The 15,286-nt window shown below is 64.5% G+C and carries 15 protein-coding genes; 2 read left to right on the forward strand and 13 right to left on the reverse strand.

Annotation, left to right across the window (positions count from 1 at the left end):
* Positions 1-216: 216 nt before the first annotated feature.
* From ACZYTC_RS21950 to ACZYTC_RS21980, 7 genes are all read right to left on the reverse strand, one after another.
* Entirely contained in the window at positions 217-582 is a 366-nt protein-coding gene (locus ACZYTC_RS21950) for a cupin domain-containing protein (protein WP_434958401.1), read from the reverse strand.
* 26 nt (positions 583-608) lie between these two features.
* Positions 609-863: a formate dehydrogenase subunit delta gene (locus ACZYTC_RS21955; protein WP_434958400.1), complete on the reverse strand. Its 255-nt coding sequence runs from the start codon at positions 861-863 to the stop codon at positions 609-611.
* Positions 853-1,683 (reverse strand): formate dehydrogenase accessory sulfurtransferase FdhD, encoded by an 831-nt coding sequence (gene fdhD / locus ACZYTC_RS21960; RefSeq protein ID WP_488990522.1) that lies wholly within the window; start codon positions 1,681-1,683, stop codon positions 853-855. Before fdhD ends, ACZYTC_RS21955 begins: the two co-directional genes overlap by 11 nt.
* Before the next feature lie 215 nt (positions 1,684-1,898).
* The gene (gene fdhF / locus ACZYTC_RS21965) at positions 1,899-4,730 is read right to left on the reverse strand and encodes a formate dehydrogenase subunit alpha (RefSeq protein ID WP_488990523.1); all 2,832 of its coding nucleotides are present in this window, start codon (positions 4,728-4,730) and stop codon (positions 1,899-1,901) included.
* 19 nt (positions 4,731-4,749) lie between these two features.
* Positions 4,750-6,303 (reverse strand): formate dehydrogenase beta subunit, encoded by a 1,554-nt coding sequence (locus ACZYTC_RS21970; protein WP_488990524.1) that lies wholly within the window; start codon positions 6,301-6,303, stop codon positions 4,750-4,752.
* Complete coding sequence (locus ACZYTC_RS21975) at positions 6,300-6,788, reverse strand: formate dehydrogenase subunit gamma (RefSeq protein WP_454816348.1); 489 nt, start codon at positions 6,786-6,788, stop codon at positions 6,300-6,302. The genes ACZYTC_RS21970 and ACZYTC_RS21975 overlap by 4 nt, the downstream gene beginning before the upstream one ends.
* Before the next feature lie 190 nt (positions 6,789-6,978).
* Positions 6,979-7,458: a hypothetical protein gene (locus ACZYTC_RS21980; protein ID WP_434958395.1), complete on the reverse strand. Its 480-nt coding sequence runs from the start codon at positions 7,456-7,458 to the stop codon at positions 6,979-6,981.
* A 494-nt stretch (positions 7,459-7,952) separates the two neighbouring features.
* On the opposite strand from ACZYTC_RS21980, the gene ACZYTC_RS21985 reads away from it, so the two are divergent.
* Entirely contained in the window at positions 7,953-8,993 is a 1,041-nt protein-coding gene (locus ACZYTC_RS21985; protein WP_481273099.1) for a carbohydrate kinase family protein, read from the forward strand.
* Positions 8,994-8,995: 2 nt separating this feature from the next.
* Here the strand turns inward: ACZYTC_RS21985 and ACZYTC_RS21990 are convergent, their stop codons facing one another.
* The 3 genes from ACZYTC_RS21990 to ACZYTC_RS22000 all read right to left on the reverse strand — a co-directional run bounded on the left by ACZYTC_RS21990 (position 8,996) and on the right by ACZYTC_RS22000 (position 10,831).
* Positions 8,996-9,337, reverse strand: a complete 342-nt coding sequence (locus ACZYTC_RS21990) for a DUF2569 domain-containing protein (RefSeq protein ID WP_434958393.1) — start codon at positions 9,335-9,337, stop codon at positions 8,996-8,998.
* Entirely contained in the window at positions 9,334-9,534 is a 201-nt protein-coding gene (locus tag ACZYTC_RS21995; RefSeq protein WP_434958392.1) for a hypothetical protein, read from the reverse strand. The genes ACZYTC_RS21990 and ACZYTC_RS21995 overlap by 4 nt, the downstream gene beginning before the upstream one ends.
* A gap of 97 nt (positions 9,535-9,631) precedes the next feature.
* Positions 9,632-10,831, reverse strand: coding sequence for an MFS transporter (locus ACZYTC_RS22000; protein WP_488990525.1), 1,200 nt, complete (start codon positions 10,829-10,831; stop codon positions 9,632-9,634).
* Positions 10,832-10,993: 162 nt separating this feature from the next.
* Between ACZYTC_RS22000 and ACZYTC_RS22005 the strand changes: the two genes are divergently transcribed.
* Positions 10,994-11,896 (forward strand): LysR family transcriptional regulator, encoded by a 903-nt coding sequence (locus ACZYTC_RS22005; protein WP_488990526.1) that lies wholly within the window; start codon positions 10,994-10,996, stop codon positions 11,894-11,896.
* 123 nt (positions 11,897-12,019) lie between these two features.
* Here ACZYTC_RS22005 and ACZYTC_RS22010 read toward each other — a convergent pair whose 3' ends face one another.
* The 3 genes from ACZYTC_RS22010 to ACZYTC_RS22020 all read right to left on the reverse strand — a co-directional run bounded on the left by ACZYTC_RS22010 (position 12,020) and on the right by ACZYTC_RS22020 (position 15,277).
* Positions 12,020-13,204: an ABC transporter ATP-binding protein gene (locus tag ACZYTC_RS22010; protein ID WP_488990527.1), complete on the reverse strand. Its 1,185-nt coding sequence runs from the start codon at positions 13,202-13,204 to the stop codon at positions 12,020-12,022.
* A gap of 191 nt (positions 13,205-13,395) precedes the next feature.
* A complete protein-coding gene (locus ACZYTC_RS22015; protein WP_488990528.1) occupies positions 13,396-14,436 on the reverse strand; it encodes a Gfo/Idh/MocA family protein in 1,041 nt (346 codons plus the stop codon).
* 7 nt (positions 14,437-14,443) lie between these two features.
* Positions 14,444-15,277 (reverse strand): carbohydrate ABC transporter permease, encoded by an 834-nt coding sequence (locus ACZYTC_RS22020; RefSeq protein WP_434958387.1) that lies wholly within the window; start codon positions 15,275-15,277, stop codon positions 14,444-14,446.
* Positions 15,278-15,286 lie beyond the last annotated feature (9 nt).

Genomic DNA, 15,286 nt, shown 5'->3' on the forward strand with positions numbered 1-15,286 from the left:
GGCGCAAGGCCCGCACTGCGGAAACGTCTTTCTGGTCTATTTTTCGGACGCTTGTCTCATCGAAGATGACAGCTGAGCGTCACATGGGCGGTTCCATATCAAGATGGAAGGGGTAGAGCAAGATGAAAGGCGATTTTTCGCCGTTTCCCGGGCGCTCAGAGCAGGAACCCGGCCAAAACGACGATGGATGCGGTTGAGCGGCGGCAAAGCGCCCGCTTATTCCGGCATCGCCTGCTGCAGCACGCTCGGGGCGCCTGTGCGATAGTCTTCGCGCAGGGGATGGAAGACGTCCATGGTCCGGCAGGCCGTCAACGCCCGGCCGGAATGCGGCGCATGGGGCGGCACCACCGCGACCATGCCCGGCTTCAGCACCGTGCTCTGGCCGTCGACCGTGACTTCCAATTCGCCTTCGAACTGATGCACCACCTGCTCATGCGGGTGTGAATGCAAGGGCAGCGTGGCTCCCGCGTCGATCTGCCAGAGTACGAAAGTCATCGAAGCCGAATGCATGAAACGACCGTGGAAGCCGGGAATGACTGTACGTGGTTCGATCTTGTCCCAGTCGAAGAGGGTGCCGGACATGGAAGTCTCCTGGGATGCCAGAGAGTTCACGCCTTCTCGCGCAATGTCTCCAGAGCCTTCCTGACCAGCGGATCGATGCCTTCGCCGCCTGCGTCCAGGTGGGCGAAGATCTGGTTGCGCATGCGCGGCTCCCAGAATTTGCGGATATGCTCGGCAATACCGGGGACTCGCACCTCCTCGCGCTGGGACGCGAAGAACATGCCGATCTGGTTGGCCATCCTCACCAGTTTGGCAGACGGGTCATGTGCATGGCCATCATGCGCGGCTTCATCATGCGACATGGGCGAGTTTCTCCGAAACGATGCGATGGGGATGGGTGAAGATCTCGAAGCCGTCGGAGCGGGCGATGCCGATCAGCGTGATACCCGCTTCCTCGGCGGTGCGGATGGCCAGCGCCGTGGGGGCGGAGACCGCCACCACGATGGATGCACCCATCGCGGCCGATTTCTGCACCATCTCCACCGAGATCCGGCTGGTGAGGACGACGATGCCCGGAAGGCTCTGGGAAGCGGGAGCGATCGAACGCCTGGCCAGGGCGCCGGCCAGCTTGTCGAGCGCATTGTGCCGGCCGACATCCTCGCGCAGGGCGATGAGGCCATCCGCCTTGGTCCAGAAGGCAGCGGCATGCACGGCACGGGTCTTGTGGTTCAGTACCTGGGCGGACGTGAGCGAAGCGAGGGCGGTTTCGATATCGGCCGGTGACAGCTTGAGCTCACCGGTGACCGGTCGCGGCTTGCGCACTGCCTCGGTCAGGCTGTCGATGCCGCACAGGCCGCAGCCCGTGGGCCCGGCCAGTATGCGCCTGCGGGCGGCAAGCGCTGAGCCGCGATCGCCCCTCAGCCACATACGCAATTCGACGCCTTCCTCGTAATCGACGCGTTCGAACTCGGTAATGTCGTCGAGAGAGGCGATGATGCCTTCGGTCAGAGAGAAACCGTAGGCAAAGTCCTCGAGATCGACAGGGCTTCCCATCATCACGGCATGGGAGCCGCCGTCATAGACCAGCGAGATCGCCATCTCCTCGGGAACCGTGCGCTCGCCCGGCGTGAACACGCCGTCACGCCAGGCAAAGCGGGAGATGGAACGGACGGGATCGGTCATGGTGTTTTTCTCCTTCTCCCCCTGTGGGACCTGGCACTTCCCATGGAAGTGCCATGGGTGGCCGAAGGCCGGACGAGGGGGTGGATCAACCTCTCAATCCCTGATTTCAGCAATATGATTCGCATAGGTCACGAGACCCCTCATCCCCCCGCCGGGACCTAAGGCACTTCCATGGGAAGTGCCTTAGGTCCCGCAAGGGAAGAAGGGTACTGTTCTCACTCCGCCGCGATGCGACGCGAGTTCTTCGCCATCGCCTCATATTCCTCCTGCCACTGCGACGGGCCGTTGGAAGGCATGACCTGCACCGCCGTCACCTTGTATTCGGGGCAGTTGGTCGCCCAGTCCGAATAGTCGGTGGTGATGACGTTGGCCTGCGTCGAGGGATGGTGGAAGGTGGTGTAGACCACGCCCGGCGCCACGCGATCAGTGATGGTGACGCGCAGCGAAGTCGAGCCGGAGCGGCTTTCCAGGCGCACCCAGTCATGATCTCGGATGCCACGCTGCTCGGCGTCGTGCGGATGGATTTCCAGCACATCCTCCTCGTGCCACATCGAATTTTCGGTGCGCCGCGTCTGCGCGCCGACATTGTATTGCGACAGGATGCGGCCGGTGGTGAGCAGCAACGGGAAGCGTGCGCCGGTGCGCTCGTCGGTCGGGATATATTCGGTGACCATGAAGCGGCCCTTGCCGCGCACGAAATGGTCGATATGCATGATCGGCGTGCCCTCGGGCGCCTTGTCGTTGCAGGGCCACTGCACCGAGCCGTCCCGCTCCAGCTTCTCATAGGAGACGCCGGCGAAGGAAGGCGTGAGGCGGGCAATCTCGTCCATGATCTGCGAGGGATGCTCGTACGGCATGGGGAAGCCCATGGCTTCGGCGATCAACAGCGTGATTTCCCAGTCGGCATAGCCGGCCTTGGGCGCCATCACCTTGCGTACGCGCTGGATGCGGCGTTCGGCGTTGGTGAAGGTGCCGTCCTTCTCCAGGAAGGAGGAGCCAGGCAGGAAAACATGGGCATAATTGGCGGTTTCGTTCAGGAAGAGGTCCTGCACGACGACGCATTCCATCGCAGCGAGGCCCGCCGTGACATGCTTGGTGTCGGGATCGGACTGAACGATGTCTTCGCCCTGCACATAGAGGCCGAGGAAGGAGCCCTCGACGGCGGCGTCGAGCATGTTGGGAATGCGCAGCCCTGGTTCCTTGTCGAGATGGACGCCCCAGAATTCCTCGAACATGTGACGGACTTCATCGCCCGCGATATGGCGATAGCCCGGCAGTTCATGCGGGAACGAGCCCATGTCGCAAGAGCCCTGCACGTTATTCTGGCCGCGCAGCGGGTTCACGCCGACGCCGCGGCGGCCGATATTGCCGGTGGCCATGGCGAGGTTGGCGATCGCCATCACCGTGGTCGAACCCTGGCTGTGCTCGGTGACGCCGAGGCCGTAATAGATGGCGCCATTGCCGCCGGTGGCATAGAGGCGGGCGGCGCCACGCACCAGTTCGGCCGGCACGCCGGTATATTTTTCCACCGCTTCCGGCGAATGCCTGGGATCGGCGACGAAGCTGGCCCAGTTCTGGAATTCGTCCAGGTCGCAGCGCTCACGCACATAGTCCTCGGCGACCAGACCCTCGGTGACGATGACATGGGCAAGCGCCGTCACCACCGCAACATTGGTGCCCGGCTTGAGCGGCAGATGATAATCGGCCTCGACATGGGGCGTGCGCACGATGTCGGTCTTGCGCGGATCGATGACGATCAGGCGGGCACCCTGGCGCAGGCGCTTCTTCATGCGCGAGCCGAAGACCGGGTGGCCGTCCGTCGGATTGGCGCCGATGACGATGATGACGTCGCTGTCCTCGACCGAGTCGAAGTCCTGCGTGCCGGCCGAGGTGCCGAAGGTCTGGCCGAGGCCATAGCCCGTCGGCGAATGGCAGACACGGGCGCAGGTATCGACATTGTTGTTGCCGAAGCCGCCGCGGATCAGCTTCTGGACCAGATAGGTCTCTTCATTGGTGCAGCGCGAGGAGGTGATGCCGCCGATCGAGGCCTTGCCGTGCTTGGCCTGGATGCGCTTGAACTCGGAAGCGGTGTAGGCGATCGCCTCTTCCCAGCTCACTTCCTTCCACGGATCGGTGATCTTGGAGCGGATCATCGGCTTGAGGATGCGCTCCTTGTGGGTCGCATAGCCCCAGGCGAAGCGGCCCTTGATGCAGCTATGGCCGCGATTGGCCTTGCCGTCCTTATAGGGCACCATGCGCACGACTTCCTCGCCGCGCATCTCGGCCTTGAAGGCGCAACCGACACCGCAATAGGCGCAAGTCGTCACCACCGAATGTTCGGGCTGGCCGATCTCGATCACCTTGCTTTCGGTGAGGGTGGCCGTCGGGCAGGCCTGCACGCAGGCGCCGCACGAGACGCATTCGGAATCGAGGAAAGCCTCGTTCATGCCCGGCGAGACCCGGCTTTCGAAGCCGCGGCCGGAAATCGTCAGCGCGAAAGTGCCCTGCACTTCCTCGCAGGCGCGCACGCAGCGCGAACAGACGATGCATTTGGAAGTGTCGAAGGTGAAATAGGGGTTGGAGGTATCCTTGTCGAGGCCGAGATGGTTGTCGCCCTCATAGCCGTAGCGCACTTCGCGCAGGCCGACGGCACCAGCCATGTCCTGCAATTCGCAGTCGCCATTGGCGGCGCAGGTCAGGCAGTCGAGCGGATGGTCGGAGATATAGAGCTCCATCACGCCCTTGCGGATCTCGGCGAGGCGCGAGGTCTGGGTCTTGACCTTGATGCCTGGCGCGACTGGTGTCGTGCAGGAAGCCGGCGTGCCGTTGCGGCCCTCGATCTCGACCAGGCACATGCGGCAGGAGCCCCAGGCGTCCACCATGTCGGTGGCGCAGAGCTTGGGGATCTGCGTGCCCATCTCCATGGCGGCGCGCATGATCGAGGTGCCCTCGGGCACGGTGATTTCCTGGCCGTCGATGGTCAGAGTGACCATCTTCTCCGACTTGGAGAGCGGCGTGCCGTAGTCGACTTCGTGGACGAGGGACATTGACTGTCTCCTTGGGCGATTATTCGGCGGCGATGCGCTGGGGCGTGCCGTGGAAATCTTCGGGGAAATGGCGGATTGCCGAAAGGACGGGATAGGGCGTGAAGCCGCCGAGCGCGCAGAGCGAGCCGAACTTCATGGTCTGGCAGAGGTCCTCGACCACGGCGATGTTGCGCGTCACGTCCTTGCCGGCGATGATCTTCTCGATGGTTTCCTTGCCGCGGATCGCGCCGATGCGGCAGGGCGTGCACTTGCCGCAGCTCTCGATGGCGCAGAATTCCATGGCGAAACGAGCCTGGCGGCGCATGTCGACGGTATCGTCGAACACCACGATGCCGCCATGGCCGATCAGCCCGTCCCTGGCTGCGAAGGCTTCGTAGTCGAAGGGCGTGTCGAAGAGCTCGCGCGGGAAATAGGCGCCCAGCGGGCCACCGACCTGCACGGCGCGCACAGGACGGCCGGTGAAGCAGCCGCCACCGATATCATCGACGAGTTCACCCAGCGTGATGCCGAAGGCCGTCTCGAACAGGCCGCCATAGTTGAGATTGCCGGCGAGCTGGATCGGCATGGTGCCACGCGAACGGCCCATGCCGAAATCGCGGTAGTGCTCGGCGCCCTCGGCCAGGATGATCGGCACGGTGGCGAGCGAGAGCACGTTGTTGATCACGGTCGGCTTGCCGAACAAGCCCTTGTGGGCCGGCAGCGGCGGCTTGGCGCGCACGGTGCCGCGCTTGCCTTCCAGGCTTTCGAGCAGCGAGGTTTCCTCGCCGCAGACATAGGCGCCGGCGCCGGTGCGGGTTTCCATGTCGAAATCATGGGTCGAGCCAAGGATAGCCTTGCCGAGCACATTGGCGCGACGGGCCTTCTCGATGGCTGCATTCATCGCCGCGATGGCATGGGGATATTCGGAGCGGATATAGACATAGCCTTTGGTCGCACCAGTGGCGACGCCGGCAATCGCCATGCCCTCGATCAGGCAGAAGGGATCGCCTTCCATCAGCATGCGGTCGGCGAAGGTGCCGCTGTCGCCCTCGTCGGCATTGCAGACGATATATTTCTGCGGGCCGGCCGTATCGGCGACCGTCTTCCATTTGATGCCGGTCGGAAAGCCTGCGCCGCCGCGGCCGCGCAGGCCGGATTTGGTAACCTCGTCCACGATGGCTGATGGCCCGATGGCAATCGCCTTTTCCAGGCCCTTGAGGCCACTATGGGCTTTGTAGTCGTCGAGATCGCGCGGATCGACGATGCCGACGCGTGCAAAGGTCAAGCGTGTCTGGCGCTTGAGGAAGGGCAGTTCCTCGGGCTTGCCCACCCGCAATTTATGGGCGCCATCGCCAGTAAAGGCGGCGATCAGGCTGTCGGCATCCTCTGGCTCGGCCGGGCCATAGCCGATGCGGCCTTCCGGGGTCACCAGTTCCACCAGCGGGTCGAGCCAGGCAAGGCCGCGCGAGCCGTTGCGGATGATTTCGATGTCGAGCCTGCGGGCGATCGCGGCGACCTTGAGGGCGGCGGCGAGTTCGTCGGCACCGCAGGCGACGGCGGCTGCATCGCGTGGAACGTAGATGCGCATGGTCATCGCACCACCTCTTCCAAGGCCAGAGTCTCGATGGCTTGGTCGAGTCGCTTGGCATCGAGCCTCGCCACCAGGCGACCGTCGATCATCGCGGCGGGGGAGATGGAGCACAGGCCGAGGCAATAGACCGGCTCAAGCGTAATCCGTCCATCCGGCGTCGTTTCGCCGAACTCGATGCCGAGCTTTTCGACGAGATGGTCGGCGAGAGCCTCGCAGCCGGCGGATTGGCAGGCTTCGGCACGGCAAAGCTTGATGACATGCTCGCCGGCGGGTTCCCTGCGGAAATCATGGTAAAACGTCACCACGCCATGCACGTCGGCGCGGGAAAGATTGAGCGCCTCGGCCACCATGGGGACGGCCGGGTCGGGGACATAGCCGAAGGTTTCCACAAAAGAGTGGAGGATCGGCAAAAGCGGGCCTTCCAACGTCTGGCCTGCCGCGATGAGTTCAGCCGCGCGTGCGGTATTCCAATCTTCGTGGGCTGGCATGCCACTCTCTTTCGACTAGTTCTAGAGAGGAAGAATGTGCCCTCGTTCCAAGGCGATCAAGCATCAATTTTCGTCGGACGATAGAGATTCTCTATTAAGCTCCACAAGTCACGAGAGACACTGCAAGACGCGTCGCCCCTCCAACCTCCAGCCGCGGTAGCGGCGAGAGACGGGAGGGGCATGAAAACGCTCAGTACTGGTAGCAGACACGCTGACGGCGGATGCGCCAGCCATAATCGGTGTAGATCCGCACCCGCCGCCAGCGGCAGGCCGGAGCATAATCATAATAGCCGTCGTCGTAATAGCCGCCGCCATAGCCGCCATAGAGGCCGGGCGTCATCAACAGGGGAGCGAGCGCCAGGCCGGCCCCCAAGCCCCAGCCGTCATCGCGCCAGCCCCGGCCATAGCCGCGGCCATACCAACGCCGTCCGCCGCCACCCCAGTGACGACCACCCCAGCCGCCGCCGCGCCAACCACCGCCGCCCCAGCGATTGCCACCCCAGCCGCCACCGCCGCCCCAGTGACGGCCACCGCCGCCCCAGTTGCCGCCGCCGCCATGGTGGGGAAAGAAATAACCGTTGCTGCGCGCTTCGGCCGGAGCTGTCGCCGTCAAACTCGCAGCACTCAGGGTGACGGCCGCCAATGCGGCCACTAGTAATTTGCGAAACATGGAACACTCCTTGAGAGGTGGCTCCGGCCTTCGTCGTACCAGGGCCGGCGGGCAGCCTCTCCACCTGGAAATTACCTTAAGTTAACCATTAAGCCAGAATAGATGAACTCTTGCTATCAACGCCGTTCATGTGGCGTTCATCTTGGCGGGTAGAGCCGTCTAAGATCTTGAGATGATAGCACAAAACGACGCGTTTGTCATGAAATGACGAGGCGGCCCGAACCGAGACAATTCCAAGTCGGGGATTTCCGGTGTATGTCTTTCAGCTGAAAAGAGCATGGGCCGATCGCTGCAACCGCCCGGTTCCGGCAAGTATTCGCTCCGCGATACTACTCGAGGTTGATGCGCAGCTGGACACGCGCCGCCCAGGCGTGGCAATCGCGCCATTGCAAATGGCCTCGAATGATTGTTTCTTTTCGCTACAAATAAACTCGGGCAGCCGGTGAGTCGTCATCGCGATTCATCGCAACCGGACATTTCGACAGGTAGAGGAAATGCAGGGTGAGCGTCCAGCCTCGACGCGTTCCGGGATCATCACGGCCGGAACCTGGTGCGTCGATGGCAACAAACTGGTGGAGTATTGGCCGGGTGAAGACGGCCTCGTCGAAATCCTGCACGAGGAATCACGCGGCGGCGGTTCCGGCTGCAACCTCGCCATCGATATCAAGCGCCTCGATCCGAATATGTGGGTGGAGACGCAGGGGCTGATCGGCGACGACGAGGATGGCCGCCTGCTCCATGCCGAGGCCGATCGCTATGGCATCGACCGCCGCCGCCTGGCGATGACCCGCGATGCCCGTACGCTGCACACCGATGCCTATACCTCCCAACGCAGCGGCCGGCGCACCCACATCTTCAATCCCGGCGCAGCCTCGCTGATGACGCCGGAGCATTTCGATTTCACAGACACACGGGGACGCATCCTCCATCTCGGCCTGCCCGGCGTGCACAAGACGATGGATGTCCCCTGGAACGGCGATGCCAATGGCTGGCTGACCGTGCTGCGCAAGGCCAGGCAGGCAGGCCTCATCACCAATCTGGAACTGGCCACCGCTTCGCCGGCACGGCTGCGCGAACTGGTTCGTCCGCTGCTGGCCCATCTCGATCTTCTCATCGTCAATGACAGCGAGATGGGAGCGATCGGCGAGGAAGAGACGGTGCGGGATGACCGCACGGTGGTGGAAGCCTGCATCAACGCCGCGCGAAAGGTCCTGGAAACCGGCAGTTGCCAAGTGGTGGCGGCGCATTTTCCGACGGGCGCGGTCGCCGTGACCCGGGACGGCGACATCGTCACCCAGCCCTCCATCCGTGTGCCCAAGCAGGTCATCGCCGGCGCCAACGGGGCGGGTGATGCCTTTGCCGCCGGTTTTCTCTATGGCTTTCACGAGGGCTGGGACCTCCGGCGCTGCCTGGCGCTCGCCCACGCCGCCGCGGCGGCATCGCTGCGCTCGGTGACGACCTGCGACGCTGTGGCTTCCTGGCGCGAATGCCTCGCCCTCGCGGATGAATGGGGCTGGAACGACAAGATCGGCTGAGGTCAGAAGATTTCGCCGATCTTGCGATCGACGGCGGCCTCCTGCGTACGGAAGGTGTTGGCGACACGGCGCGAGCGGTGGAAATAGGGAATCCAGATCGCCGAACCTACCAGCGCCCGGACGAGATCCTTGATATGGGTCGGATCGCTCGGCGTGTCGGTCAGGCTCGAGACATAGGAGTCCCCGGCCAGTTCCGCCAACGAGACCACGACCAGCCCGATATAGAAGATCGTCATCAGGCGGGGTACGCTCGGCGAATAGGTGAAGATGCGATAGAGGCACAGGGCAGCGAGGCCGATCAGCACAAGGCCGCCAAGGAATGATGCCGCGACCGGCAGTCTCAAGGCTGCCGTCGTCTGGTTGCTGCCGGCGATGATGGCCTTGATGCCTTCCCATTCCGTGACGACGCTGTAGGGTTGATCAAGGTGAACACCAAGGTCCCGACCAGGCCGATGATCGGCAGGATCATCCAGCCGCCGATGCCGCGTGGCCCGTCCTGTACTTGTGCTGCTGCCGTTATGGTGTCGCTCGAATTGGTCATGTTGTCCCCCTGCCGCCGCCGGGGATCATAATCGAACGCCCATGCCTGCCTATGCAACACCGCACGGCCGGCGTCCTGGCGATTCTCGCGGCGTCCGTCAGATCGCAGGAGGCTTTGGAAAGGCCGTCGACCTCGCCAGCCAGGCCGTGAGCCAGGCCAGGGCCAGTAGGCCCACCATGGCCCAGGGCAGGGCTGAAGCGCCCAGGGCGCCGAGCAGCAGGCCGCCGGTGAGGCCGGCCAGCGCCACGGCGCTGTTCCAGACCGTGACGAACAAGGCTTGGGCGACATCGGCTGCTTCGCCGGCCGCCTGCACCGACGCGGTCTGGAACAGGGTCGGTATGCCGCCGGCGACCATGCCCCACACGGCCGCGGCGGCCAGCACGACGACGGGAGAAGCCGGCCACAGGCCGAGAGCGACCGCACAGGCGCCGAAAAGGACGAGATTGCCCAGCACCATCAGGCGCAGGCGCCGGTCGATCAGGGCCCCCACCACCCACAGGCCCGCCAGCCCGGCCAGGCCGAAGCACAGCAGCACGACATCCACCCGCTCGGCCAGGCCCGAGGGTACCAGGAAGGGGGCGATATAGGTGTAGAGCAGGTTGTGGGCGACGACGAACAGCCCCATCACGGCGAGGATCGGCCTGATGCCGGGCAGGCTCAGGATGGGTCGCAGCGCCAGGCGCTGATCCTGGCGGCGGCCGGCGAAATCGGGAAGGACGGCGAGGATCCAGCCGGCCAGCAGCAGGGCCACCACGCTCATCAGGCCGAAGGCGAGGCGCCAGCCGATCAAGGTGCCGATGAAGGTGCCGGCCGGCACGCCGAGCGAAAAGGCCAGCGGCGCGCCAATGCCGGTGAGGGCAATGGCCCGGCCAGCAAGATGCGAGGGCGCCATGCGGGCGGCATAGCCGGTGAGCAAGGCCCAGACCAGGCCGCCGCAGGCTCCGGCGAGGAAACGGGCCACCATCGTAACGGGAAGGCTCGAGGACACGGCCGTGACGGCGTTGAGTGCGGCAAAGCCGATGATGGCGATGAGCAGCAACAGGCGCCGTGGCAGGGCCTGGGTCAGCGTCATCAAGGGAATGGCGGTCACCAGCGAACCGGCCGCATAAGTGGTGACGAACTGGCCGGCGACGGCGTCGGAGACGCCTAGGCTCCCGCCCATCTGCGGCAGCAGTCCAGCGGGCATCACCTCCGTCATGATGGTGATGAAACCGGCCATGGCAAGGGCCAGCAGCCCGCCGACCGGCAGGCGATCGACGGCGGGCGAAGGGCCGCCGATCGAAACAGTCGAACTCATTGCAAGAACTCCTGAGGGAAGGCCATGGAAAGGGCCCTTCACAGGAGGCGACTTGCCGGCCGTACGGGCATGACCTTAGCCGTTTTCGCAAGGGCGAATAACTGGCTATAGTGCAAAACACTTTTGACATTTATGTCATGAATGCTCGATGCGGGAACCGTCATGGACAGTCTGGGCGCCCTCAATGCCTTCGTGCAGGCGGTGGATGCCGGCGGCTTCACTGAGGCTGGCCGGCGGCTCGGCATTTCGCCTTCCGCCGTCAGCAAGGCGGTGGCGCGGCTGGAGGACCGGCTGGGCACGCGCCTGTTTCACCGTTCGACCCGCAGCGTCACCCTGACGGCGGAAGGCACGCTGTTCCTCGAACGCTGCCGACGCATCCTCGGTGAATTCGAGGCGGCGCAAACCGAACTCGCCCGCAACCAAGCCGCCCCACAGGGCAAACTGCGCATCAGCCTGCCCTCGATGGGGCTGCGCTTCCTGTCGAAGCTGGCCGAATTCCGGCGGCTCTATTCCCTGATCGAGATCGAACTCGATTTCTCCGACCAGCTCGTCGATGTGATCGAGGACGGTTTCGATGCGGTGATCCGCACCGGGGAGCAGGCCGATTCCCGCCTGATGAGCCGCACGCTCGGCTTCTATCGCCGGGCCATCGTCGGATCTCCCGGCTATTTCAACCAGGCCGGCCTGCCCCGGCGCCCCGAGGATCTGAGCGGGCATGCCTGTCTCGTCTATCGCTTCCGGACGAGTGGCAAGCTCGACAGATGGCCGCTGCGTCGGGACGGAGAATGGCTGGATATCGACCTGCCTGTCAGCATGGTGATGAACACGCTGGAGCCGCAGATCACCCTGGCGGAAGAGGGGCTCGGCCTTGCCTGCGTCCCCGATCTGGCCGTCCGGGAGCAGTTGCGCGCGGGAACGCTGGTGAGCGTGCTCGGCGATTATCTCGAAACGGCCACCCGCATCCAGGTGATGTGGCCGTCCAGCCGGCACTTGTCCCCCAAGCTGCGCGCTTTCGTGGACTTCCTGGCGGCGAGCGACCTGATACCGCCCCTCGCCCCTCCCTGAAGCTGTCATTCCCGGCGAGCGAAGCGAGGGAAGGGAATCGAGGGGCAATCACTGCGACGTAGGCCCCTGGATCCCCTTCCCGGGGCCTAGAGCCCCGCCGGGGATGACGGAGCGCTTTTCAACCTATCGCAGCGCGAGGCCGGTGTCGGGCGCGAAGAAACGGGCCTGGCCCATGTCGACGCCGATCTCGATATGGGCGCCGCGTTCAGGCAGCCGGGCCGGCTCGACGCGCGCAGTGATGCGGTTGGCTGCGCCGGCACCCGCCTCCGATCCGGTGGCGAGCCGGACGGTTCCTGCCACCGACGAGGCGGCGGGCAGGTCGAAGAAGATATAGGCGTCGGCGCCGGTCATCTCGGTGAGCAGCACTTCGCAGGAAATGCCTTCACCCGCGGCAACGGGCAGGCGGAAGCTCTCGGGCCTCAGGCCGAGGATGACGTCGCGACCCTTGAAGGCGGCGAGCCCGGCATTGGCTTGAAGCAGTCCCGCCGGTAGGGGCAGGCGTAGCGAGGTGCCGGCAATCGCTGCAAAGGCGGCGCCGGCCTCCTCGCCGAGGCGCACGGTGAAGAAATTCATGGCCGGCGAGCCGATGAAGCCGGCGACGAACAGGTTGACCGGGTTCTCATAGAGCTCGCGCGGCGGGGCGCATTGCTGGAGATTGCTTTCGCCCTCCTTCGTCACCGGACGCAGCACCGCGACGCGATCGCCCATGGTCATGGCCTCGACCTGGTCGTGGGTGACATAAAGCGTGGTGACGCCGAGCTGGGCGTTGAGCAGCTTGAGTTCCGCGCGCATCTGCACGCGCAGCTTGGCGTCGAGATTGGAAAGAGGCTCGTCCATCAGGAAGCATTGCGGATCGCGCACGATGGCCCGGCCCATGGCGACGCGCTGGCGCTGGCCGCCGGACAGGGCACCGGGCTTGCGCCTGAGCAGAGGGGTGAGATCGAGAATGCGGGCGGCCTTTTCCACCTTCTCCTTGATCACCGCCGGCGGCACTTTGCGCTGGCCGAGGCCGAAGGCCATGTTCTCATAGACGTCCATATGCGGATAGAGCGCATAGTTCTGGAACACCATGGCGACGTCCCGATCGCCCGGATCGGCATTGGTGACATCGCGGCCGCCGATCAGCACCTGGCCCTGCGACAGGTCCTCCAAGCCGGCGGCGCTGCGCAGCAAGGTCGACTTGCCGCATCCCGAGGGGCCGACCAGCACCAGGAATTCGCCATCCCTGATGTCGAGATCGACATTGGCGAGCGCCAGCGTGCCATCGGCGAAGCGTTTACCGACGGATTTGAAGGAGAGAGTTGCCATCAAGCACCTGCCTTTTGGGGGGAAGCGACCTTTACCCTCCCCTGGAGGGGGAGGGTCGGCCTGAAAGGCCGGGGTGGGGTGAAAGCCGCCTCTCTATGATTCGACGGATCGGCCACCATGTACTTCAGCCGTAAAATCACCCCACCCCGACACTGCGTGTCGACCCTCCCCCTCCAGGGGAGGGTATTTCCTCAGCCCTTCGCCAACGTCACGGCGTTGCCGCTGGCGGCGGCCTGCTCGATGGCCGCGAGCACGCGCGTAACCTTGAGACCGTCCGTCGCATCGGCCAGCACGAGGGAGCCGGTGGTGACGGCATCGACGAAGCGGGCGATGGCCTCCATCACGAAGCCGCCGATGCGCCCGCCAGCGGCAGGCGTCACGCCGAGCAGGTCGGCGGTCTTGAGGCCGGCGCCGGCATATTTGCGGAAGGCGCCGTTCTGGGCCGTATCGAGCTGCAGCGAGCCCTTTTCGCCGACGATTTCGGCCCGGAAGTCGAAGACCAGTGGTAGGTCCGATGGCAGCACCCAGCTGTTCTCCAACGTGGCGATGGCACCATTGTCGAATTCCAGCAGCGAGATATGGACGTCGGCGGTGTCGACGCCGTGGGCGGCGAGATGGCCGCGGCGCACCATCGCCTGAACCTTGACGACATCGGCATCCAGCATGAAGCAGAGTGCATCGACCGCATGGCTGCCCAGGAACCACAAAGCGGAGGAACGGCTTGCCCAGGACAAGAGCTCGAAGGGCACGAAGACGGTGTTGGAGAGTCGAGCCGAGGCATGCAGCGGCTTGCCGATCTCACCCTGGGCGATTGTTTCCTTCGCCGTGTGGACGGCCGGGTTGACGCGGTTGTGGAAGTCCACCATCACCTTGACCCCGCTCCTGGCGGCGGCTTCGGCGATGCGCTCGGCCTCGGCGAGGGTGGTCGCCAATGGCTTTTCGCTCATGACATGCTTGCCGGCCTCGATGGCCGCCAGCACGATTTCGGCATGGGCGAAGTCTGGCGTGGCCACTGTCACCGCCTCGACATCGGGATCGGCGATGAGAGCACGAAAGTCCTGATAGACTTTCTTCGCCCCGAACTGGCGCTGCATTTCCGCGCCGCGCTCCGGATTGAGATCGCACACCGCTGCGAGCTCGGCGCCAGGAATGGCGTTCAGCGTCTTGCAGTGGAAGGAGCCCCACAGGCCGGCGCCGACGACACCGAAGCGGGCGGATTTCTGGCTAGACATCAACAATTCATCCTTTAACGGAACCAAAGGTGAGCCCGCGCACGACATAGCGGTCGAGCGCCAGGAAGATGATCATCGGCGGCAGCATGGCGGCGAGGGCGGCGGCGCCGATGAAGCCCCAGGTCACGCCGGCCGTGCCGAAATATTGCAGCGTGCCGACCGGCAGGGTCGCGGTCGCCCGGTTGGCCAGCACCAGAGGAAAGGCGGCGTTGTTCCAGGCGAAGACGAAAGCGAACATCGAGGTGACGATGATGCCGGGCCGCACCAGCGGCAGCACGATCTTGAGCACGATGGCCGGCGTCTTGGCGCCGTCGACGCGCGCGGCTTCCTCGATCTCGACCGGCACCTCGTCGATGAAACTCTTCATCAGCCAGATCGAGAAGGGGATGGTCAGCGTCTGCATGATCAGGATCATGGAGAAATAGCTGCCCTTGAGGCCCACCGAGCTTGCCAGGATCGAATAGGGGATCAGGAAGGCCACGGGCGGCGCCATCAAGAGGCCGAGATACCAGAGCATGATGTTCTTGCGGCCGCGGATGCGGAAACGCGACAGCGCATAGGCCGCCGGCAGGGAGAAGGGCAGGTTGAGCAGCACCGCGCCGATGGCGACGATCAGGCTGTTGACGAGCTGGGGCAGGTTGTTCCCGGGATTGCCGAACGTGTAGTGCAGCGAGGTCCAGTCCGGCTTGAAGGCCAGCACCGGCGGCATGGTGAAAAAGGTGTCGGACGGGCGGATCGCCAGCAAGGCGAACCACAGGATCGGGCCGATGAAGAAGGCGAGCAGCAGCAAAGTGAGCGCATAGCTTACCGCGGTACCGGCCAGTTTCTTGCCCTTGCGCATGGTCGGCTC

The sequence above is a fragment of the Labrys sp. F242 genome, from assembly GCF_057813875.1.